At 70.9% G+C, this 21,180-nt stretch carries 17 protein-coding genes; 8 read left to right on the top strand and 9 right to left on the bottom strand.

What is annotated here, in order from left to right; all coding sequences use genetic code 11:
* The first annotated feature begins 54 nt into the window (after positions 1-54).
* From Q7L65_RS18650 to Q7L65_RS18675, 6 genes are all read left to right on the top strand, one after another.
* A complete protein-coding gene (locus Q7L65_RS18650; RefSeq protein WP_304723422.1) occupies positions 55-1,686 on the top strand; it encodes a class I adenylate-forming enzyme family protein in 1,632 nt (543 codons plus the stop codon).
* A complete protein-coding gene (locus Q7L65_RS18655) occupies positions 1,679-3,781 on the top strand; it encodes a hydantoinase/oxoprolinase family protein (protein WP_304723424.1) in 2,103 nt (700 codons plus the stop codon). The genes Q7L65_RS18650 and Q7L65_RS18655 overlap by 8 nt, the downstream gene beginning before the upstream one ends.
* Before the next feature lie 11 nt (positions 3,782-3,792).
* The gene (locus Q7L65_RS18660; protein WP_304723425.1) at positions 3,793-5,979 is read left to right on the top strand and encodes a hydantoinase B/oxoprolinase family protein; all 2,187 of its coding nucleotides are present in this window, start codon (positions 3,793-3,795) and stop codon (positions 5,977-5,979) included.
* Between the two features lie 124 nt (positions 5,980-6,103).
* The gene (locus tag Q7L65_RS18665; protein WP_304723427.1) at positions 6,104-6,772 is read left to right on the top strand and encodes a response regulator transcription factor; all 669 of its coding nucleotides are present in this window, start codon (positions 6,104-6,106) and stop codon (positions 6,770-6,772) included.
* Positions 6,769-8,787, top strand: a complete 2,019-nt coding sequence (locus tag Q7L65_RS18670) for a GAF domain-containing protein (protein ID WP_304723429.1) — start codon at positions 6,769-6,771, stop codon at positions 8,785-8,787. Before Q7L65_RS18665 ends, Q7L65_RS18670 begins: the two co-directional genes overlap by 4 nt.
* 97 nt (positions 8,788-8,884) lie before the next feature.
* The gene (locus Q7L65_RS18675; protein WP_370552592.1) at positions 8,885-10,036 is read left to right on the top strand and encodes an acyl-CoA dehydrogenase family protein; all 1,152 of its coding nucleotides are present in this window, start codon (positions 8,885-8,887) and stop codon (positions 10,034-10,036) included.
* Here Q7L65_RS18675 and Q7L65_RS18680 read toward each other — a convergent pair.
* Positions 10,033-11,028, bottom strand: a complete 996-nt coding sequence (locus Q7L65_RS18680; protein WP_304723432.1) for an LLM class flavin-dependent oxidoreductase — start codon at positions 11,026-11,028, stop codon at positions 10,033-10,035. The two genes, Q7L65_RS18675 and Q7L65_RS18680, sit on opposite strands and share 4 nt — an antisense overlap.
* Positions 11,029-11,111: 83 nt before the next feature.
* Here Q7L65_RS18680 and Q7L65_RS18685 point away from each other — a divergent pair, with 83 nt between their 5' ends.
* A complete protein-coding gene (locus tag Q7L65_RS18685; RefSeq protein ID WP_304723433.1) occupies positions 11,112-11,618 on the top strand; it encodes a MarR family winged helix-turn-helix transcriptional regulator in 507 nt (168 codons plus the stop codon).
* Between the two features lie 63 nt (positions 11,619-11,681).
* On the opposite strand, the gene Q7L65_RS18690 is transcribed toward Q7L65_RS18685, so the two are convergent.
* Positions 11,682-12,569: a 3-hydroxybutyryl-CoA dehydrogenase gene (locus Q7L65_RS18690; protein WP_304723434.1), complete on the bottom strand. Its 888-nt coding sequence runs from the start codon at positions 12,567-12,569 to the stop codon at positions 11,682-11,684.
* Positions 12,570-12,870: 301 nt separating this feature from the next.
* On the opposite strand from Q7L65_RS18690, the gene Q7L65_RS18695 reads away from it, so the two are divergent.
* On the top strand, positions 12,871-14,376 hold the full coding sequence (locus Q7L65_RS18695) for a fused MFS/spermidine synthase (protein WP_304723435.1): 1,506 nt from the start codon (positions 12,871-12,873) through the stop codon (positions 14,374-14,376).
* A gap of 28 nt (positions 14,377-14,404) precedes the next feature.
* Here the strand turns inward: Q7L65_RS18695 and Q7L65_RS18700 are convergent, their stop codons facing one another.
* From Q7L65_RS18700 to Q7L65_RS18730, 7 genes are all read right to left on the bottom strand, one after another.
* Positions 14,405-15,055 (bottom strand): GPR1/FUN34/YaaH family transporter, encoded by a 651-nt coding sequence (locus Q7L65_RS18700; protein WP_304723436.1) that lies wholly within the window; start codon positions 15,053-15,055, stop codon positions 14,405-14,407.
* Positions 15,056-15,086: 31 nt separating this feature from the next.
* On the bottom strand, positions 15,087-16,736 hold the full coding sequence (gene groL / locus Q7L65_RS18705) for a chaperonin GroEL (protein ID WP_304723437.1): 1,650 nt from the start codon (positions 16,734-16,736) through the stop codon (positions 15,087-15,089).
* 20 nt (positions 16,737-16,756) lie between these two features.
* Positions 16,757-17,791: an NAD(P)-dependent alcohol dehydrogenase gene (locus Q7L65_RS18710; protein ID WP_304723439.1), complete on the bottom strand. Its 1,035-nt coding sequence runs from the start codon at positions 17,789-17,791 to the stop codon at positions 16,757-16,759.
* An 82-nt stretch (positions 17,792-17,873) separates the two neighbouring features.
* Entirely contained in the window at positions 17,874-18,620 is a 747-nt protein-coding gene (locus tag Q7L65_RS18715; protein WP_304723440.1) for an iron-sulfur cluster assembly protein, read from the bottom strand.
* A complete protein-coding gene (locus Q7L65_RS18720) occupies positions 18,617-19,669 on the bottom strand; it encodes an amidohydrolase family protein (protein WP_304723444.1) in 1,053 nt (350 codons plus the stop codon). The genes Q7L65_RS18715 and Q7L65_RS18720 overlap by 4 nt, the downstream gene beginning before the upstream one ends.
* 22 nt (positions 19,670-19,691) lie before the next feature.
* Positions 19,692-20,039: a propane 2-monooxygenase effector subunit MimD gene (mimD, locus tag Q7L65_RS18725; protein ID WP_304723445.1), complete on the bottom strand. Its 348-nt coding sequence runs from the start codon at positions 20,037-20,039 to the stop codon at positions 19,692-19,694.
* The gene (locus Q7L65_RS18730; RefSeq protein ID WP_304723446.1) at positions 20,036-21,148 is read right to left on the bottom strand and encodes an aromatic/alkene monooxygenase hydroxylase subunit beta; all 1,113 of its coding nucleotides are present in this window, start codon (positions 21,146-21,148) and stop codon (positions 20,036-20,038) included. Before Q7L65_RS18730 ends, mimD begins: the two co-directional genes overlap by 4 nt.
* Between the last annotated feature and the right edge of the window lie 32 nt (positions 21,149-21,180).

Below are 21,180 nucleotides of genomic sequence, written 5' to 3' on the forward strand. Positions count from 1 at the left end.
GGGCAGCCGCTGGCAAGCTCGCTGAGCATGCTGACTGGGACGAGGGAGGGTCGCATGGGTGAACTGGCCCCGGGGAACGTGAAGCTCGACCTGTCGCGCGCGGCGCGCTGGAACGACCTCGCGCTGCCGTACCTGCTGGAGCGCGACGGCCTCGACCTGGCCAAGCCGGCGATCGTCTTCGAGGAGCGCTCGCGCACCTACGGCGAGCTGCGCGACGCCGCCCGCCGCGTCGCCAACGCGCTGATCGGCCTCGGCATCGAGGAGATGGACCGCGTCGCGGTGCTGAGCGCCAACCGGCTGGAGTTCATCGAGCTGGAGGTCGGGATCTCGGCCGCGCGCGGGATCATGGTCCCGCTCAACTGGCGCTTGCGCGCCGGCGAGCTGGCGAACCTGCTGCGCCGCTGCGCCGCCCGCGCGATCTTCGTCGAGGAGCGCTTCCTCGGCACGATCCTGGAGCTGCGCCGCAGCGGCGAGCTGCCGGACCTGCGCAGCGTGATCACGCTCGACGGCAGCGCCGGCGACCTCTCCTACGACGAGCTGTGCGGCTCCTCCTCGGCGGAGCGCCCGCCGCGCCAGGGCCTGCTCGACGACCCGCACGAGATCATCTTCACATCGGGCACCACCGGCAAGCCGAAGGGCGTCGTGTGGACCAACGGCACGCTGATGTGGAACTCGCTGCAGCAGGTGACCGACTACCAGCTCGGGCCGCAGCACTCCACCTACGCGATCATCGACCTCTATTACATCGGCGGCCGCCACGACTTCACGTGGCCGATCCTGCACCAAGGCGGCACCGTGCACGTGAAGCGCTCCAGCGGCTTCGACGCGCAGGAGGTCGTCCGCTACGTCGCCGAGCAGAGGATCTCGCACGTGCTGTGGGTGCCGACGATGCTGTACGAGATCCTGCGCCTGCCGACGCTCGGCGACTACGACTTCAGCGCCCTGAGAATGATCATGTGCGGCGGCCAGCCGGTCTCCGTCGCGACGACCGAGCGCGCCCAGACGGCGTTTCCGTCGGCCGACTTCATCCAGGTCTACGGCCTCACCGAGGGCGGCGGCTCGGTCACCTTCGTGCGCCCCCAGGACGCGCGCGCGAAGCCCGGCTCGGCCGGCAAGCCGTCCCAGCACGTGCAGATCAGACTGGCCGACCCGGAGGGACTCGAGGTCCCGCAGGGCAAGGACGGCGAGATCCTCGTGCGCGCCCCGTCGGTCACGGCCGGCTACTGGGACGACCCGGAGCTGACCGAGCGCCAGATCGTCGACGGCTGGCTGCACACCGGCGACATGGGCCGCTTCGACGCGGACGGCTTCCTCTTCATCTCCGGTCGCAAGGGCGACATGATCATCAGCGGGGGGATGAACATCTTCCCGACCGAGATCGAGGACGTGCTGCGCGAGCACCCGGCGGTGGCGGACGTCGCCGTGATCGGGGTGCCGCACGAGAAGTGGGGGGAGACCGTCTGCGCCGTCGTCGAGAGCGCTGACGGACACGTCGTGCAGGAGGAGGAGCTGATCGTCTTCTGCACCGAACGATTGGCCGGCTACAAGAAGCCGGCCGTCGTCCACGTCGTCGATGCGCTTCCGCGCACGGCCGGCGGCAAGCCGAAGAAGTTCCTGCTGCGAGAGCGGTTCACCAACGTGGCGGAGTCGATGTTCGCAACATCGGTCGAGGAGAGAGATGAGTAACAGCGTGGGCAACGGCAACGGCCGCAGCGCCTTCATCGGCGTCGACGTAGGCGGCACGCACACCGACGTCTCCGTCGTCTACGAGGGGCGTGTCGAGCGCGGCAAGGCGCTCACCACCTACGACGACTTCAGTCGCGGCGTGCTGGAAGCGGTCGGAGTGGCCGCCTCCAACTATGAGCTGGGGATGGAGGACCTGCTGCAGCGCACGCAGCTCTTCATCAACGGCACGACGGTCGTGACGAACGCGATCACGCAGCTGCGCGGCTCCCGCGTCGGCGTGCTGATCACGAGCGGCTTCAGAGACGCGTTCCGCCTTGCGGGCGGGCCGCGCACGACGGAGATCGACGACCACCTCCAGGTCAACGTGCCCGACCTCGTCGATCGCAAGGCGATCGCCGAGATCGAGGAGCGCGTCAACTGGGCCGGCAGAGTGCTGGTCCCGCTCGACCTCGAGCAGGTCAAGGCGCAGACGAGACACCTCGTTGAAGAGGTCGGCGTCGACGCGATCGCGATCTGCTTCCTCTGGAGCCATGCCAACGAGGAGCACGAGCTTGCGGCCGAGGCGGCCGTCAAGGAGATCTACCCGGATCTGTTCGTGACGCCGTCGCACCGCGTCTTCCCGGTCGAGGGCGAGACGCGCCGCTGGACGACGGCGATCCTCAACTCGTTCGTGCAGGACCGCGCCGAGGTCTACCTGACCTCGCTGAACGAGAGACTGCGCTCCTCCGGCCTGGACGGCGGCCTCGCCTTCTTCCAGGGCCTCGGCGGCGGCATCAGCCTCGACAAGGCGCGCCAGTATCCGCTCGGCCTGCTCGGCTCCGGCCCGGCCGGCGGCGCGATCGGTGCCAACGAGCTGGCCAAGCGGATGGGCAAGAAGCGCGTGCTGCTGGGCGACATGGGCGGCACCAGCTTCGACACCGGGATCATCGTCGACAACGAGATCCACATCGACAAGAACCTCGAGCTCGGTCCGTTCATGACCGGCGTCAACATCGTCGACGTGATCTCCGTCGGCGCCGGTGGCGGCTCGATCGGCTGGGTCTCCGAGCGCGGCGTGCCGCAGGTCGGCCCGCAGAGCGCCGGCTCGACCCCCGGCCCGGCGGCGCTGGACCGCGGCGGCGAGCAGCCGACCGTCACCGACGCGATGGTGACGCTCGGCTTCATCGACCCCGACAACTACCTCGGCGGCCGCGTGCAGCTGAAGCCGGAGCTGTCGCGCACGGCGCTGGACAGCGTCTTCGGCGAGCGCTTCGGCTGGACGACGGAGGAGGCCGCCGCGGCCGTCCACGACCTCGTCGTCGTCAACATGGCCAACGCCGTGCGCGAGGTCAGCGTCGGCAAGGGCCACGACCCGCGCGAGTTCCTGTTCCTCGCCTATGGCGGCACGCTGCCGCTGTTCGCGTCGCAGATCGCCGAGCGGCTCTCGATCAACACGATCGTGATCCCCGCCAACAGCTCCGTCTTCTGCGCGCTGGGGCTGCTGTCCTCGGACTACGTCCTGCGCAACGACCAGGGCGTCAACTGGGACCTCTCCAAGCCGGAGGGCGTCGCGCGCGTCAACGCGATCGCGCAGAGAATGGTCGCCGAGGCGATCGAGCAGATGGAGTCCGAGGGCTTCCCGCGCGATCAGATCGACGTCCAGCGCAGCGCCGACGTGCGCTTCCAGGGCCAGGCGTACGAGCTGACGCTGCCGATGCCGGCGCGGACGCTGACCGAAGACGACGCGCAGCAGATCTTCGACGACTTCCACGCCACCTACGAGCGCACCTACGGCGAGGGCACGGCCTGGAAGGGCGTGCCGGCGTCGTTGATCAACTACAGCGTCACGGTGACGGGTCGCCAGGAGCGCCCGGCGCTCGGCACCGCCGAGCGCAACGGCGGCCCCGCCGAGGACCTCGTGCGCGAAACGCGCGAAGTGTTCCTGCCGGCCGAGCGCCGGCGCGAGCGCGTGCCGGTGATCGACGACGCCAGATTCACCGTCGGCGCCCGCGTCGAAGGCCCGGCGATCATCGACGCGGTCGACACGACGATCTACGTGCCCCCGGGAACCACCGCGGAGCGCGACGAGTACATGAACTACGTCCTGACACGGTGAGGAGCGGACAGATGAGCAGCACTGCCGACTACGACGTCATCGCCGCGGAGGTCCACCGCAAGGCGTTGCAGAACCTCACCGACGAGATGGCGATCACGCTCGTGCGCACCTCCGGGTCGCCGATCGTGACCGAGAGCAAGGACTTCTCGACCTGTCTGATGGACAAGGACTGCGAGCACCTCGGGTTCTCCTCCTACGTGCTGTTCCACGTCGGCTCGTCGCTGATCGGGACGCAGGCGATCATCGACCTCGTCGGCGACGGCTCCGACCTGCGCCCCGGCGACGGCTGGATCGTCAACGACCCGCACACCGCGGGCGCGATGCATCAGGGCGACGTCTCGATCATCATGCCGACGTTCTACGGCGACGAGCATCTCGGCTGGTCGTTCGCGAACATGCACGTGCTCGACGTCGGCGGCGTCGGCATCTCCGGCTACGCGCCGGGCGCGCACGACGTCTACCAGGAGGGAATGCGCTTCCCCCCGGTCAAGATCATCAGAGACGGCGTGATCGACCCCGAGTGGGAGACGTACATCGCCGCCAACGTGCGCGCCCCGGGCGCCGTCCTGAACGACATCCGCTCGATGGTCGCGTCCAACCGCACGGGCGAGCGCAAGCTCAACCAGATCATCGACGAGTTCGGCCTCGAGAACCACAAGCGCTACTGCGAGATCAACAAGGACCTGTCCGAGCAGGTGCTGCGCGACCGCATCGCGAAGATCCCGGACGGCGTCTACGAGGCGGTCGACTGGAACGAGTTCGACGGCCACGAGGGTCCCGACCGGCTGCTGGAGCTGCGCTGCCGCCTCGAAGTCGACGGCACCGACCTGCGCTACTACTTCACCGGCGTGCCGCAGATCGACGCGTTCGTCAACTCGACCCGCGGCCCGATGTTCGGGCAGGCGATGACGGGCCTGATGACCGTCCTCGTCTACGGCGACCTGCCGGTCAACGGCGGGCTCTGGCGCCCGATCAGCGTCGACATCGGCGACCCCGGCACGATCGTCAACAGCGTGCCGCCGGCGCCGGTCTCCAACGCCCACTCCGAGGTCGGCATGCGCGCCTGCAAGCTGAGCAAGGACGTGCTCTGCCAGGCGCTCGCGCTCAGCGAGGACCCGGTCCTGCGCAGCCGCATCGCCGGTCAGCACCAGGACGGCTTCCCCGGCAACGCGCTGTTCGGCACCAACCAGCACGGCGGCGTCTCGGTGATCTTCTACCCGGACAACGCGATCGGCTCCGGCGGCGGCGCGCAGACGATCGCCGACGGGCAGGACGCCTACGGCCTCACCTGCACGACCGGCGGCGGCATCCCGGACATCGAGAACCACGAGGGCGCCGACCCGGTCCTGTTCCTGTGGCGCCGGCTCGTCTCCAACTCGGGCGGTCCGGGCCAGTTCCGCGGCGGCCAGTCGCTGGAGCAGGCGTACGCGATCACCGAGGGCAGCGGCATGGCCGGCCCGTGCTTCAACGCCTGTGCGCAGGTCCCGCCGCACGGCGTCGGCGGCGGCTACCCCGGCTCGTCCGGCACCTTCCACCCGGTCCGCGAGAGCAACGTGCCGGCGCTGGTGCAGGACGGCACGCAGCCGACGATGGCGCGCCTGGACGGCCGCGCGGAGAGAGTGCGCTCGAAGCTGACGCACATCAACCTCGCGGTCGGCGACGTCTTCGTCGCGACGGCCGGCGGCGGCGCCGGCCTCGGCGATCCGCTGCTGCGTCCGGCGGCGCTGGTCGCGCAGGACGTGCGCGCCGGCTATGTGACGGCGGAGCACGCGGACGCGATCTACGGCGTCGTCGTCGACGGCGAGCAGAACGTCGACGAGCAGAAGACGGGCGAGCGGCGCGAGCAGATCCGCAGCGCGCGGATCGGCGGCAGGCCGAGCAAGCCGCTCAGCGCGCCGCCGAGCGTCGGCATCTCGCTGACGCGCGCGGGCGGCAGCTGGTCGTGCGCCTCGTGCGACGAGAAGCTGGCCGACGTGGACGGCAACTGGCGCGACGGCGCGATCCTGTCGGAGCACCCGATCGCGGAGCGCTACGACGACCTCGGGATGATCGTCCGCGACCGGCTCGAGGCGCCGCGCGTGACGATGCGCGAGCACTTCTGCCCGGCCTGCGCGGCGTCGCTCGGTGTCGACGTGGCGACGGACGAGCTGGAGACGCTGCCGGCGGCGAGCATGTTGCAGCAGGTCGCCGCAGTGTGAGAGGGGAACGGCTTCGGGCGGCGCCACTGGCGTCGCCCGCTGCCGCGCTGTATGGTCGGTCGCAGGCGAACCGACCGCTCGGTAGGAACGGCGGGACGTCAGTCGAGCAGGAGGAGAGAGAGCGATGCGGGTGATGATCGTCGACGATCACGAGATCGTCCGTGAAGGCGTCCGTGCGACGTTGTCCAGCGACCCCCGGATCGACGTCGTCGGCGAGGCCGCGACGGGCAGAGCGGCGCTGCGGTTGGTGCGCCAGACGCTGCCCGACGTCGCGCTCGTGGACCTGCGCCTGCCGGACATGCGCGGGGAGGACCTGACGCGCGAGCTGACGCGCGACTTCCCCAGCACCGCCGTGATCATCCTCACGACGTACCTCAGCGAGGAGACCGTGCGCGGGGCGCTGGAGGCCGGCGCGACCGCTTACGTCACGAAGGCGGCGGGACTGCCGGAGCTGATGGCGGCGCTGGAGCGCGTGATGGACGGCACGACCAAGCCGGGAGCGGCGGCCGGTCCGCAGATCGTCAAGCAGCTGCATGCGCTCGTCGAGACGCGGATGGACGGCGCGCGCCCGACGCCGCAGCAGGAGCGCGTGCTCGAGCTGGCCGCGCAGGGCTTCACCAACAACGAGATCGGCAGCCGGCTGTTCATCTCGGAGTCGACCGTCCGCTTCCACGTGCAGAAGCTGAAGGCGAAGTTCGAGGCGCGCACGAAGACCGAGCTGATCGCGAAGGCGATCCGGACCGGCTTCATCGCGCCGGCCGGCGAGGCCGGAGGGATCCAGCCCGAGGCATGATCACGCTCGTCTCCCCGCCCCTCGGCGAGGGGCAGGCCGGCTTCGACGGCCTCACCGCCGCGGCGCGGCGGACACTCGGCAGCGAGGCGATCGTGATCGTCTTCGAGCCCGGCACGCGGCCGCCCGTCGTCGTCGCGGCCGAAGGGCTGGCGGCGGGCGAGCTGGCCGGGCTGGAGCGCGGCCTCAGCGACAGCGGCGAGGCGTACCTGCAGCGCGAGTTCGAGGGCGTGCTGAGCGCGCCGGTCGTGCACGACGGCGAGCGCCTCGGTGCGATCCACGCGCTCAAGCGCGACGGCGACCCGTTCGAGAACGCCGCGCTGATCGCGAACTTCGCCGTCCAGGTCGCGATCGCGTTCGGGCTGCGGCGGCGCCCGGCGGCGACCACCGGCGCGCTTGCGCCCGAGCGCGACGAGATGCTCGGCGAGCTCGACCAGCTGGTCCTTTCCGTCCACAACCTCGAGGACCTCAGCAGCGCGCTCGCGGGCGTGATCGCGCCGCTGTTCGACGGTGCGATCAGCGGCCTCATGGTCGCCGACTCGCAGCGCAACGTGCTGCAGATGATCCCCGGCTCGTTCGGCGCCGACAGAGAGGTCGCGGCGTCGCACCAGGTCTCGATCTTCGACCCGCGCAGCAACTCCGCGCGGGTCTTCACGACCGGCCAGCCGCACCTCAGCAACACCTCCGAGGAGGACGCCGGGATCCGCCAGGAGTACGTCGACGTGTTCGGCATCCACCGCCTGCTGACGGTGCCGCTGCGCCAGGTCGGGGTGCTGCACATCGCCAACAAGCCCGATGGCTTCACGCTCGCCGACGTCGAGCGGGCGCTGGCGCTGGCGCCGCGGATCGCGAGCGTCGTGGAGCTGGCGACGACGCTGTTCCGCCTGCGCCGCCAGCAGCGGCTGGAGGGGATCCTCGCGCGCGTGGCGGTCGCGGTCGCCTCCGGCGCCGACGCGCACGACTTCCTCGTGCCGGCGCTGCAGGAGCTGTGCGAGGTGACGGAGGCGAGCCTGCTGGCGATCGTGCCCGACGACGGGCCGCCGATCCTCGCTCGCCGCGGCGAGCGCGACGTCGTGCTGGAGCAGACCGTGCTGGACGAGGCCGGCGACGAGCCCGGCATCCGCGCCTATGTGATCGGCCCGGAGAAGGCCGGCGACCCCGGCTGGGCGGCGTTCTACGTGCCGGTCTACCTCGGCCGGCAGCGGATGGGGACGCTCGCCGCCTATCGCCTGCGCGGCGAGCCGTTCGCGCGCGCCGACCGCCGCGCGCTGGCGCGGATGGCGAACCTCGCCGCGCTCGCGCGCGCAACCGAGCGCTACCAGCGCCAGCGTGCGGAGCTGGCGCGGATGCAGGAGCGCCAGCGGATCGCGGACGACCTCCACGACGACGTCGCGCAGATACTGTTCGCGGCGCAGCTGAGCCTCGACGCGATCCTCCAGCGCGGGGGTTTGGACGACGACGCGGTGACCGGGATCGCCCGGGCGCGCGGGCTGTTGATCCGCGGCGACACCGCGATCCGGACCGTCATCCACCGCCTGTCGAGCCCGCCGGCGGCGGACATCGGGACGCGGTTGGCAAGCGTGGTGTCGAGCGTCGAGGACGAGTTCGCGGTCGCGGCTGCTCTGGTGGTCGACGACGACGCCGCCGTGAGGGCGCGCGAGCTGCCGCGAACCACCAGCGACGCGCTGGTGAAGGTCGCGCGCGAGGCGCTGGTCAACGCCGCGAAGCACGCGGGGCCGTGTCACGTCGACGTGCGGCTGGAGCTGGCGCCCCGCGATCGGCTGCGACTGGTGGTCGAGGACGACGGCTGCGGACGGGCTTCGGCGGGGGCGGCTGCGGCCGGCGACGGCGAGCACCATCACGGTCTGCTCGCCCTGCGGCGCTCGATCCGCGAGCAGGACGGTACGCTGCGCGTGACGCGCGGGCATGGTGGCGGGACGCGGGTGACCGCGAGTGTGCCGCTCGCGGGCGCGCCGGATCTCGCCGCGGCGCCGCGTGAGCCGACCGCTCTGGCGTAGCGGCCGGCGGGCGGACTGGCGTTGCCGACAGTTCCGCGGCGACCGCCGCGCACCTAGCGTCGGGACGATGCAGGAGACACCCCTTCCCGCGCCCGCGCTGCCGCTCGTGGAGAGCGACGAGCACCGCGCGCTGCGCGCCTCGGTCGCCGGAATCGCCGGCGACTTCGGCCACTCGTACTACGTCCGCGTCACGCAGGCCGGCGAGCCGCCGACGGAGCTGTGGAGAGCACTCGCGGCGCACGGCTTCCTCGGCGTCAACGTGCCCGAGGAGTACGACGGCGGCGGGCTCGGGCTGCTGGAGCTGGCGATCGTGGGGGAGGAGCTGGCCGCGGCCGGCTGCCCGCTGCTGCCGCTGCTCGTCTCGCCCGGCATCGCCGGCACGCTGCTGACGCGCCACGGCACGGCCGAGCAGAAGGACCGCTGGCTGCGCGGCCTCGGCACGGGCGCCGCGCACTACGCGTTCGCGATCACCGAGCCCGACGCCGGCTCCAACTCGCACAACATCTCCACGCGCGCGCGGCGCGACGGCGACAAATGGATCCTGAACGGCACGAAGACCTACATCTCGGGCGTCGAGGACGCGCAGCTGCTGGTCGTGATGGCGCGCACGAGCGAGCGCTCCGACGGCCGCGGCAGACTGTCGGTCTTCCTCGTCGACGTCGACGCGCCCGGCATGCAGCGCCAGCCGATCGAGACCGTGATGCAGGCGCCCGAGCAGCAGTGGACGCTCTTCTTCGACGACGTCGCGATCGACGGCGACCGCCTGCTCGGCGGCGAGGGCGAGGGGCTGAAGGTCGCCTTCGACGGCCTCAACCCCGAGCGGATCATGGCCGCCGCGACCTGCAACGGGATCGCCCGCTACGCGCTGGAGAAGGCGTCGAGATACGCCAACGAGCGCGCCGTCTGGGGCGTCCCGATCGGCTCCCACCAGGGCGTCGCGCATCCGCTCGCGGAGGGGAAGGTGTGGCTGGAGGCCGCGCGCACGATGACGTGGAAGGCGGCCGTCCTGCACGACGCGGGCGCCCCCGCCGGCGAGGCCTCGAACATGGCCAAGCTGCTGGCGGCCGACGCCGGCGCATCCTGCCTGGACCGCGCGATCCAGACCCACGGCGGCAACGGCCTGTCGGTCGAATACGGCCTCGCGGACCTGTGGTGGATCGTCCGCCTGCTGAGAATCGCCCCGGTCTCCCGCGAGATGGTGTTGAACTACGTCGCGCAGCACTCCCTGGGCCTGCCGCGCTCCTACTAGGAGCGCGGCAGGATCCAGCCGAGGCGCTGGAGGCGCTCGCCGACCGCTTGGACGACGGAGATCTGCTCGGCCTGGCCGAGGATCAGCATCACGCCGGACCAGCCGTCGGCGGCCAGTTCGTCGAGCGTCTTGGCCCAGCGCGCCTCGTCGCCCCAGACGCAGAGGCTGTCGATCAGGTGGTTCGTCAGCCGTTCGCTGACGACGCCGGTGTTGCGCGGGCGCGAGTTGTCGGCGTGGAAGCCGTAGTCGTACGCGCGCCGCATCTCCAGCACGTCCGCCTGCACGGCGGCCGGCACCGCGCGCTCGTCGAGATCGCCGCGCATCGCCCGGTTCGCCATCGCGACCACCATCGCGCCGAGGTCGTCGCGCACGGAGGCGCGGTCCTCGGCGAGCGAGACGGTGGGAGCGATCCAGGCGGTGCGGGGTGTACTCGCCTGCGACGCCGCCAGCCGCCGCTGCCGCACCTCCGGCGCCATCGTGCCGCCGTACAGCAGGCCGTCGCCGACCTGGCCGGACAGCTCGGCGCCCTTCTGGCCGTCGGCGGCGATCAGGAGCGGGCAGGCGTCGCGGACGAGGCCGCTGACCGGGATCTGCGTGTCGCGGAAGCGGCCGCCCTCGCCGCGCCAATAGCCCTGGATCGCGGTCACCGCGTCGGCCAGGTCGGCGAGGCGGGCGGGCTTCATGCCGAGCCCGCGGGCGGCGCTGTTGCCGGTCGCGAGCGTGCCGATCGCGCGGCCGCCGGTGAAGCTGTTGAGCGTCGAGAGCAGGTTGCCGACGATCACCGGGTGGCGCGCGACGACGTGACTCACCATCGGCCCGACCTTCACCGACGGCGCCGCGCGCGCGATCTCGAGCTGATGCAGGTACGAGTCCTGGTAGACCGTCGGCGAATCCGCCGCGCTGATCCAGCTGAACCCGAGCCGCTCGCCCAACTGCGCGACCGCTCGCGTCTCCTCCAGCGAGCGCGGCAGCACCATGAACCCGATCTCCATCGCCCCACCTTCTTGTACCGCGACACCCGCGGGGACTGGCGTAAGCGCCAGTCGGGCCTTGGTGTGCAACACTCGCCCGCGCTGTGAGCGATCCCCTGCCGTTCGACCCGATCGAGGAAGCCGGCCGCCAGTGGCGCAAGCACTGGGGCGGTCCGGCGGCGACGCCGATGATGGCGGTCACGTCGCTGATGCGGGTGCAGCAGGTCGTGCTGGCGCGGCTGAACGAGTTGCTGACGCCGTTCGCGCTGTCGTTCTCGCGCTACGAGGCGCTGATGCTCTTGTTCCTGAGCAGACGCGGCTCGCTGCCGCTCGGCAAGATCGGTTCGCGGCTGCAGGTCCACCCGACCAGCGTCACGAGCCTGATCGACGGCCTCGAGAAGCAGGGCTACGCCGCCCGCTCACCGCACCCGACCGACCGCCGCGCGACGCTCGCGACGATCACCGCGCGCGGCCGCGAGGTCGCCGAGCAGGCGACCGCCGCCCTCAACGGCGAGAGGTTCGGCACAGCCCCCCTGAGAGCCGCCGACCTGAGAGAGATGACCGACGTCCTGCGCCAGTTGCGCCAAGCAGCCGGCGACTTCACGGACTGAGCTCCGGGAAGAGGGCAGGTTTGATGTCGTCAGACGACACCAAACCTGCCGTGTTCGATCGGGTCAGGGGCGGGCCGCGACCGCGGCCGGGGAGTAGTCGTAGAAGCCGCGGCCGCTCTTGCGGCCCAGGCGACCCGCGGCGACCATGCGCTTCATCAGCGGCGGCGGGGCGTACTCGTCGCGCTTGAACTCCTCGTAGAGCGAGTTGCAGACGGCGTACAGCACGTCGAGGCCGATGAAGTCCGCGAGCGTCAGCGGGCCCATCGGGTGGCCGGCGCCGAGCTGCATCGCGACGTCGATGTCCTCGGCGGAGGCGAAGCCCTCCTCGTACATTCTGACCGCGGCCATCAGGTACGGGACCAGCAGCATGTTGACGATGAAGCCGGAGCGGTCCTTCGTGCGCACGGCCGTCTTGCCGATCGCCGTCGCGAACGCCTGGGCGCGCGCGACGGTCGCGTCGGAGGTGTCCAGCGCGACGACGATCTCGACCAGCTTCATCACCGGCACGGGCGAGAAGAAGTGCAGGCCGAGCACGCGGTCGGGCCGGCTCGTGGCGGCGGCCAACTGGGCGATCGGGATCGAGGAGGTGTTGGAGGCCAGCAGCGCGTCGGGGCCGAGGACGGCATCGAGACGGCCGAACAGCTCTCGCTTGACGTCCTCGTCCTCGACGACGGCCTCGATCACCAGCGTCGAGGCGCTGAGCGCGCCGAGGTCGGTCGTCCAGTCGATCCGCGCCAGCAGCGCATTGCCCTCGTCGTCGCTCAGCTTGCCCTTCGAGACGGCCTTCGCGACCGAGGTCGAGATCGCCTCGCGCGAGCGGTCCAGCGGGGCCTGCTGCGGCTCGTAGACCAGCACCCGCGCACCCGCGCGCGCCGAGGACTCCGCGATGCCGGAGCCCATGAACCCGGCGCCGACGACGCCGACGCTCTCGATCGATACGTGATCGCTCATTTCTTGCTCACCCTCCGCAGGATGTGGACGCTGCGATGCAGATATGAGGGAATCCTACTATCGCACCCCCGATAATCGTGCGAGGGTTCGCCGACTGACCGATCGGGCGGCGCGATCGTGCGTTGTCGCCGGGCCGGCGGAGGGATCCAGCGACTCAACAGACCGAAAAGGCGCATAACATGAGACGAGTCTGCTGGCCCGAGGCTCGACAGGCATTCAATTCCCGCAATTCCGAAGAAAGAAGCGCGATGTAAAGCAACTAAATCGTGCAAAGCGATCGCCAGTTCACTAACGTACCTCCATGGCCACCGTGTCCACCCGCAAGGGTGCTCAAACGAACCCCGTCGCGCTCGCTCCCGCGATCGCCGCGGGGACCGTCTTCGCAGCCTCGGGCGCCGTGCTCGTGCTGGAGATCCTCGCCGTCCGGCTGCTCGCGCCGTACGTCGGGCTGACGCTCGAGACGACGACGTCGATCATCGGCGCCGTGCTCGCGGGGATCGCCGTCGGCGCCGCGCTCGGCGGCTGGGTCTCCGACCGGCAGGACCCGCACCGGCTCGCCGCCGGCCTGCTGATCGGCGGCGGCCTGCTGGCGCTGCTGACGGTCCCGATCGTGCGCGCGCTCGGACCTGGCGCGCGTGGGGGAGGCGACCTGCCCGCGCTCGGCATCACGCTGCTCGCGCTCGTCCCCAGCGCGGCCGTCCTGAGCGCCGTCTCGCCGACGATGGCGCGGATCCAGCTGCATGACCTGCACGCAAGCGGCACGATCGTCGGGCGGCTGTCGGCGTGGGCGACCGCGGGCGCGCTCGTCGGCACGTTCGGCACCGGCTTCGTGCTCGTGCCGCTGCTGTCGGTCAGCACCGCGGTGCTCGCGACCGGCCTGCTGCTGGTGCTCGTCGGGCTGCTGCTGGGCTGGCACACAAGAGCGCTCAGCCGCGGTGCGACGGGCGCTGCGGTCGCGACGGCGGCCGCGCTCGCGCTGCTCGCGGCGACGCGCGACTCGCCGTGCGACACCGAGACGACCTACCACTGCGCGAGCGTGCTCGTCGACGCGCAGAACCCCAACGGCCGCGAGCTGATGCTCGACGACATCCACCACTCCTACGTCGACCTCGCCAACCCGACGAACCTCGTGTACGGCTACACGCAGTGGATCGGCCACGCGGTCGACGCGATCTACCCGCGCAACCGGCCGCTCGACGCCGTCTTCGTCGGCGGCGGCGGCTTCACGCTCCCGCGCTGGCTGGTCGCGACGCGCCCGCAGGGCAACGCGCACGTGTTGGAGGTCGACGGCGAGCTGGTCGACTTCGACAAGCAGCGGCTCGGCCTGAGAACGTCGCCGCGGCTGACGGCGACGGTCGGCGACGCGCGCATGACGCTGCGTGACGAGCCGGATGCAAGCGCCGACCTGCTGGTGGGCGACGCCTTCGGCAGCTACGCCGTGCCGTGGCATCTGGCGACGCGCGAGTGGACCGAGGAGATCAAGCGCGTGCTGCGGCCGGACGGCCTGTACGCGCTCAACGTCATAGACATGCTGCCGCTGGACCTGCTGCGGGCGGAGACGGCGACGCTGCTGCCGCTGTTCGAGGACGTCCAGCTGGTGACGATACCCGGCCCCGACACGCTGCCCGGCGGCGGCAACGCGGTCCTGTTCGCGTCCGACCGCAAGCTGCCGGACGACATAGGCGGGGCGGCCGCGGAGGGCGGCACCGCCTACGACCGCAGAGCGCTCGTCGAGTGGGCCGCAGGCGCCCAGCAGCTGACCGACGACAACGCGCCGGTGGACCAGCTGCTGAACGCCAGAGCCTGACGGCCCGCGAACGACGCGACGCGACGACCTACTTCACCAGCGGCGGCCCGAGCGGGTACGACTTCCCGCCGCCTGCCGCCGAGGCGGCGCTGAGGAACAGGTAGACGCCGAGCGCGGCGAACACGAGCGTGACCCAGCCCGCAGCCTTCGTGAGCGTCTCGCTGGTGTTGAGCGTGCCGAAGATCAGCAGCACGAGCGCCAGCACGACGAGCGCGACGACGGCGGTGAAGGCGACCGGCAGGCGGACCGTCGCCAGCGCCAGCGCGGCCATGATCACCGCCCAGCTGATCAGGAACAGCGCGACGGTGTGCTGGACATCAGCCGGCGGGACCGGGAACCAGCCGTGCGTGAGGCTCGCGATCAGCACGGTGTAGCTGAGCCAGAAGCCGGCGAACAGCCCGAAGATCGTCGCCACCATCGTCTGGCCCAGCGACGCCGCCCAGACCGTCGAGAGCAGCAGGCCGAGGCCGGTCATCGCGAAGATGATCGGCAGCGCGCTGCCCTGCGCCGCCGGCGAGACGTAGCCGACGAGCGCGAGCCCGAGCGCTATCGAGCCGACCGCGAACGCCGGCAGGCCGAGTACGGCGGGGTCGCCCGGCGGCGCCTCGGCCTGGGTCGCGGCGGGTTGGGCGGGTGCGGTCGCCGCAGGGGCGGTCGTCTCTGCGTGTACTGCAGACATCTCTCCTCCTCCTGTTGGTGTCGGACTCGGGTCAGACGGGCGAGGACGGGCGCGCCATGCCCTCGGCGAGGTCGCCGAAGCCGGGCGCGATGATCGCGCCGGGTTGTGCCATCAGCTCCTCGGCGACGAGCGCCTCGGTCGTCAGCAGCAGCGCCGCGACCGAGGCCGCGTGCTGGAAGCTGAGGCGGTTGACGCGGACCGGGTCGATCACGCCCGCCTCCAGCAGGTCGCCGAACTCGCCGGTGAGCGCGTCGAGCCCGTGACCGTCCTCCATCGCGCGGACCTGGTCGACCACGGCGGAGCCGTCGTAGCCGGCGTTGGCGGCGATCCAGAACAGCGGCTCGCCGAGCACCCGTCGCACGACGTCGACGCCGATCCCGGCGTCGCCGTCCAGCTCGACGCCGTCGAGCGCCCGCTCCGCGCGCAGCAGCGCGGTGCCGCCGCCGGGCACGATCCCCTCCGCCATCGCCGCGCGCGTCGCGGCGAGCGATCCCTCGGTGCGGCGCAGCCGCTCCTTCTGCACGACGTCGGTCGCGCCGCCGACGCGGATCACGGCGAGCTTGCTGGCCAGCCGCGCGAGCCGCTCCTTGAGCGCGTCGACGTCGTTCTCCTGCGTCGCGCGCTCCAACTCGACGCGGATCTGGCCGATCCGCGCGTCGACGCCGGCCGCGCTGCCGGCGCCCTCGACGAACGTCGTCGAGTCCTCGTTGACGATCACCCGGCGCGCGCTGCCGAAGCTCTCCTTCGTGATTCTGTCGAGCGAGCGGCCGGCGTCGGGGCTGATCACCTCGCCGCCGGTGAACGCCGCGAGATCCTCCAGGTAGGCGATGCGGCGGTGGCCGAAGCCGGGCGCGCGCACCGCGACCGCCTGCAGCGTGCCGTGCTGGTTGTTCTGCACGATCATCCCGAGCGCGGCGCCGTCGATCTTCTCCGCGAGGATCACGAGCGGGCGCGGGTCGCGCATGACATGGTCGAGCGCCGGCATCAGGTCCTGCACGGACGTGATCGGCTTCGTCGTCATCAGGATGTACGGGTTCTCGAAGACCGTCTCCATCCGCACCTGGTCGCGGATCAGGTACGGCGAGGCGTGGCCGTTCTCGACGTGCAGACCCTCGACGAAGTCGACGGCGATCCCGGGCACGTCGGCCTCCTCGACGGAGACGACGCCCTCCTCGCCGACGCGCTCCAGCGCGTCCGCGACGGCCTCGCCGATGCGCTCGTCCTCCTTCGCCGCGATCGTCGCGACGTGGCGCAGGTGGTCGCGCCCGGTGACGGGCGTCGCCATCTTCAGCAGGTCGGCGACGACCAGCTCGACCGCCTCCTCGATCCCGCGCCGCAGCATCATCGGGTTGGCGCCCTCGTCGAGCACTCTCATGCCCTCGCGCACGAGCGCCTGCGCCAGCACCGTCGCGGTCGTGGTGCCGTCGCCGGTCATGTCGCTGGTCTTGTCGGCGACCTCGCGCACGAGCTGCGCGCCCATGTTCTTGAACTGGTTGCTCAGCTCGATCTCGCGCGCGATCGAGACGCCGTCGTTGGTGATCATCGGCACGCCCGTGAGGCGCTCGAGCACGACGTTGCGCCCCTTCGGCCCGAGCGTCACCTTGACCGTGTTGGCGAGCTCGTCGACGCCGGCCTGCAGCAGCAGGCGCGCGTCGTGGTTGAAGTACAGGATCTTGCCCATGGGATCTCCTCGATGCTCGGCTAGGCGGCGTCGGCGACCAGGATGCCGCGGCCGTGCAGCCGCCCCTGGTCGAGGTCGGTCATCGCTTCGTTGACGGCGTCGAGCGGGTAGGCGCTCGTGTGCAGCGTGACCTTGCCCTGCGCGGTCAGGGTCATCAGCTCGGCGAGGTCGTTGTAGGAGCCCACGAGGTTGCCGATGAAGTTGATCTCGCGGGAGATGATGTCGATCGTCGGGACGTTGACGTTCTCGCCGTAGCCGATCACGAAGTACGAGCCGGCGTTGCGCAGCATCGCGACGCCGTCCTCGATCGCGCCGCGCTCGCCGACGAAGTCGATCACGACCTCGGCGCCCTTGCCGTCGGTCAGCTCCATGACGGTGTCGACGTGTCTGCCGTCCACCTTGATCGTGCGGTCCGCGCCCGACTCTCTGGCCAGCGCGAGCGCCTCCTCCGACGGGTCGAGCACGACGATCTCGGCCGGCGTCAGGGCCTTCAGCACCTGGATGCCGATGTGCCCGAGGCCGCCGGTGCCGATCACGACCGCGCGCGTGCCGGGGTAGGTCAGCGCCGCGGCCTTCTTGACCGCGTGGTAGGCGGTCAGGCCGGCGTCGGCGAGCGCGGCGATGTCCTTCGGGTGCAGGGACGGGTCGAGCTTGACGACGGAGCGGGCGTTGGTCTTCAGCAGCTCGGCGAAGCCGCCGTCGACGGAGATGCCGGGGAAGCTGTTGTTCTCGCAGTGGACGTCGTCACCGGCGCGGCAGGCGCGGCAGAGGCCGCACGTCACGAGCGGATGGACGATCACGGTGTCGCCGACGGCGACGTTGTCGACGGCGGAGCCGACCTCGTGGACCCAGCCGGCGTTCTCGTGGCCGAGCACGTAGGGGAGGACGACGCCGGACTTCTCCTTCCACTGCCCCTCCTGCACGTGCAGGTCGGTGCGGCAGAGGCCCGCGCCGCCGATCCGCACGATCACGTCGTGCGGGCCGGTGATCGTCGGCTCGGCGATCTGCTCGACCGTCAGCGGGTCGTGGTACTTGTGCAAACGCGCGGCGATCATGCCGCCACCTCCCGTGTCTGCTGGGACGCGCGAGCGAGCCCTTGGGCGAGTTCGCGCCCGGCATGCGAGCGCTCTGCGCGAGTCATGCCGCCACCCCTTCCTCGGTCGGGTCTTCGACGCCGTAGCGGACCTGCAGCAGCGAGCGGCAGATGCCGCCGTTGCTCTCCAGGCTGAGGCTCACCAGCCGCGCGCGCCGCAGCCACGGGCTGAGCTGCTCGGGCGGGATCGGGGCCCCGTCCTCGCCGGCCACCAGCGCCGGCGCGTCGGCGTCGCACGACAGCCCCAGCTCGCGCCGCAGCTGCACGCAGCGGTGCGCGTCCGGCGTGTCGGGCAGGTCGCCGACGCGCGCGGCGACGACCTGCTCGGGCGCGGTGCCGGCCGCCAGGAGCGCCTGTGCGACGCGCCCCTGACGGGCCAGCAGCGCCTTGCGCTGGAACAGCTCTCGCAGCGCCTCCAAGTCGGCCGGGCCGTCGCTCTCGCCTGGGAACGCGTCCTCGAAGCCGCCGCCGCGCCCGACGGCGGCGTTGATCTCCTCACCGGTGTAGTGGTCGCGCAGCACGACGCTGATCGCCTGAGCCGCCGGCACGCCGCGACGCAGCGCGTCGCGGGCGTCGGCGGCCATCAGGAAGGCGAAGTTCGGCGCGCACTGCGGTGTCGGCAGGCGCAGGCGCACCGCGACGTCCCCGTCCGCCGACACGTCGCACGCGTCGACGAAACCGAGCGTCGTGATCGGCTCGTCCAGCTCCGGGTCGTAGACCGTCGCCAGCGCCGCCAGCGCCTGTGCCCGTAACGGAATCCGAGGCCTTTGGCCGTGGGATTTCGCGGTCACGCGCGTCCCTCCACCAGCTGTGCGTCATCGCGCGCGGCCGGCGTGCCGGCCTCGTCGGGAAGCCGGAACTCGGCCGGCACCTCGACGTCGTACAGCTTGGCCGCGTTGAGGCCGAGCACCTTCTTCTTCGCCGCCGTCGTCCAGCGCGGGTAGTCGGAGAACGTGTCGTCGGGGTAGTCCCAGTCGACCAGTCCCTCGACCTGCCATCTCGGCTCCCAGATGCCGTAGTCGGAGCCGAACAGCATCTTGTCCTCGCCGACCCAGAACAGCAGCTCGCCCATCACCTTCGCGAAGAAGCGCGGGCGCGCGTACATCAGCCCGCCGACGACGACCGAGAGGCCTGCGTAGACGTTGGGCTCCTGCGTCGCCATGAAGCAGAAGTCCTCGATCCGCGGCAACCCGACATGCTCCACGACGAAGTTGAGGTCCGGGTAGCTGGTCGCGGCGAAGTCGACGTCTCTGACGTCGAAGGCGTCCTTGTCCAGCGGCCAGATCGTCGGGCCCTTGTGTATGTGGATGTTCTTGATCCCGAGCTCCTGGCACAGCTCCAGGAACGGCACCGCCTCGGGATCTCTCAGCGTCCAGCCGCGCGAGCTGCCGAGCCACTCGGCCGTGTACAGCTTCACGCCCTTGAGCCCGTAGCGGGCGTGGTCGGCGCGCAGCTGCTGGAGACCCGCCTCGCCTTCGCGCGGGTCCCAGCGGCCGTTGACGCGCAGTCTGCCGGGGAAGCGCTCCAACAGCGACGCGTTCTGCTCGATCGCGTTGAAGCCCTTCTCGTACCACTGCTTCAGGTAGGTCGACTGGAAGATGCCCATGTCGACGTGGCCGTCCTGGAAGACGTCCTTCTCGAAGTCGTCCTCGCTGTACTTCTGGAAGTGCTCGATCGACCAGTGCGTCGCGGGCGGGCCGAGCGACTGGTAGGCATGGAAGCACTCGATCCAGCCCTTCGCATACTGCTCCTGCCCCTTGACCCAGTTCGCGGGGCTGGCGTCCCAGAAGTGCAGATGGCTGTCGAGGACGAAGTACTTCTCGCCGTCCTTCTCGTACATGGGTATCTCCCTCTCGGCGCGGCTATTCGACCGGCGTGAGGTCGAAGCCGATGTACTCGGCGGCGTCCTCCGGGTTGGCGAACAGCAGCACGCGGTCGTCGAGGACCACCATGCGCCCGTAGTGGGTCGACATGATCTCCTCGAAGTCGTCCTGGCCGAAGTCGGCCCAGCCGAGCGCCTCGGCGATCTCGGCGAAGTCGAAGTCGATCTTGTTGACGCCGTCGAGCCGGATCATCGACGGCAGCTCGACGACCTCGACGTCGCCCTTCTCCTGCATCAGCTGGGCGACGACGTGGCCCACCTGGTTGTTCATCAGCGTCACGCCGGCCTTGTTGGACGAGCTGCGATCGGCTGCGAATTGAGCACTCATGCCTGCACCTCCGCGGGCGCTTCGAGACGGATGTCCTCCAACAGGTCCGCCAGCCGCTGGCGCGAGCGCGCGAGCGAGTCGTCGAACCTCACCAGCTTCTCCGCCGGCTGCGACCAGATCGGCTGCAGCTGGCGGGCCGCCTCGAGGCTGCGCGGCACCCACTCCGCCAGCCACGCCTGCATCAGCTCGCGGTTGACGGCGCCGTGCGTCTCGTCGTCGGCGAGCATGCGGAAGAGGGCGCGCGCGCCGCGCTGCTCTCTGGCGCAGTCGGCCTCGCCGGTGCCCATGATCGTCGGCGTGACGAAGTCGCCCTGCGGCGCGGCGGCGTGCATCACGAAGCCGCTGCGGAACAGCTCGCCGACGAGCGGCTCGAACACGACCGCGGTCGCGAAGAACGCCTCCGCCCAGTCGCGCACCCCGGTCAGCCGCTCGACGTTCTCGCGCGTCGCCTGCCAGATCGGGTCCGACTGCCACGTCTGCACGTGCGCCGAGCCGTCGAAGCCCTCGACCTGCTCGCTGACCTCGAGGTTGTAGAGCACGAGGTCCTGCGCGAAGCGCAGCTTGTGCGCCGCGGCGACCGACAGCGCGTTGTTGATCATGTTCGTCGGTCCGTCGCGCTGCGCGGACGTGTACACGTGCATCCCGATGCCGTGCTCGGCGTGGGCCCACGCGCCGACGTGGCGCTCGACGATTCTCGCCCAGCTGCGGCTCCAGCCGCGATAGGCATCGGCGGCTCTGGCGTTGACGAGCGACGCCTGGACTTGGCGCACCGTGTCCGCACCGTTGCGGAAGATCGTCTGCTCCCACTCCTCGTTGGGATCGAGGAAGGCATGCCAGTTGGACGACTTCAACGCCGTCCACTCATGCGGATACCCCATCGATCCGTCCGCGAAGCCGTAGATCCAGCCCTGTGACAGGTGCCGCGCCGGGTCCGGCTGGACGTCGACCGTGACGTCCTCGTAGACGCTCGCGCGGCGTCTGGCGGGGGTGAAGTAGTTGTACGAGCGGCTGCGCGACGAAGGGAACTCCAGCGCGCCGGCCTCCGCGTCGGTGAAGACCGGCTTGGGGACGTTGCGCTCCTTCACCGCCGGTTCTGTGTCCTCAGCCATCGGGGATCTCCTCTCACTCGTGACGCGGGGAC

The sequence above is a fragment of the Conexibacter sp. CPCC 206217 genome, from assembly GCF_030646165.1.
Taxonomy (GTDB): domain Bacteria; phylum Actinomycetota; class Thermoleophilia; order Solirubrobacterales; family Solirubrobacteraceae; genus Conexibacter.

Coding starts and splice junctions, on each gene's coding strand:
- Q7L65_RS18680 (WP_304723432.1), bottom strand. CDS start 11,028: ATGGAGATCGGGTTCATGGTGCTGCCGCGCTCGCTGGAGGAGACGCGA.
- Q7L65_RS18650 (WP_304723422.1), top strand. CDS start 55: ATGGGTGAACTGGCCCCGGGGAACGTGAAGCTCGACCTGTCGCGCGCG.
- Q7L65_RS18670 (WP_304723429.1), top strand. CDS start 6,769: ATGATCACGCTCGTCTCCCCGCCCCTCGGCGAGGGGCAGGCCGGCTTC.
- Q7L65_RS18730 (WP_304723446.1), bottom strand. CDS start 21,148: ATGGCTGAGGACACAGAACCGGCGGTGAAGGAGCGCAACGTCCCCAAG.
- groL (WP_304723437.1), bottom strand. CDS start 16,736: ATGGGCAAGATCCTGTACTTCAACCACGACGCGCGCCTGCTGCTGCAG.
- Q7L65_RS18660 (WP_304723425.1), top strand. CDS start 3,793: ATGAGCAGCACTGCCGACTACGACGTCATCGCCGCGGAGGTCCACCGC.
- mimD (WP_304723445.1), bottom strand. CDS start 20,039: ATGAGTGCTCAATTCGCAGCCGATCGCAGCTCGTCCAACAAGGCCGGC.
- Q7L65_RS18665 (WP_304723427.1), top strand. CDS start 6,104: ATGCGGGTGATGATCGTCGACGATCACGAGATCGTCCGTGAAGGCGTC.
- Q7L65_RS18655 (WP_304723424.1), top strand. CDS start 1,679: ATGAGTAACAGCGTGGGCAACGGCAACGGCCGCAGCGCCTTCATCGGC.
- Q7L65_RS18690 (WP_304723434.1), bottom strand. CDS start 12,569: ATGAGCGATCACGTATCGATCGAGAGCGTCGGCGTCGTCGGCGCCGGG.
- Q7L65_RS18710 (WP_304723439.1), bottom strand. CDS start 17,791: ATGATCGCCGCGCGTTTGCACAAGTACCACGACCCGCTGACGGTCGAG.
- Q7L65_RS18695 (WP_304723435.1), top strand. CDS start 12,871: ATGGCCACCGTGTCCACCCGCAAGGGTGCTCAAACGAACCCCGTCGCG.
- Q7L65_RS18720 (WP_304723444.1), bottom strand. CDS start 19,669: ATGTACGAGAAGGACGGCGAGAAGTACTTCGTCCTCGACAGCCATCTG.
- Q7L65_RS18700 (WP_304723436.1), bottom strand. CDS start 15,055: ATGTCTGCAGTACACGCAGAGACGACCGCCCCTGCGGCGACCGCACCC.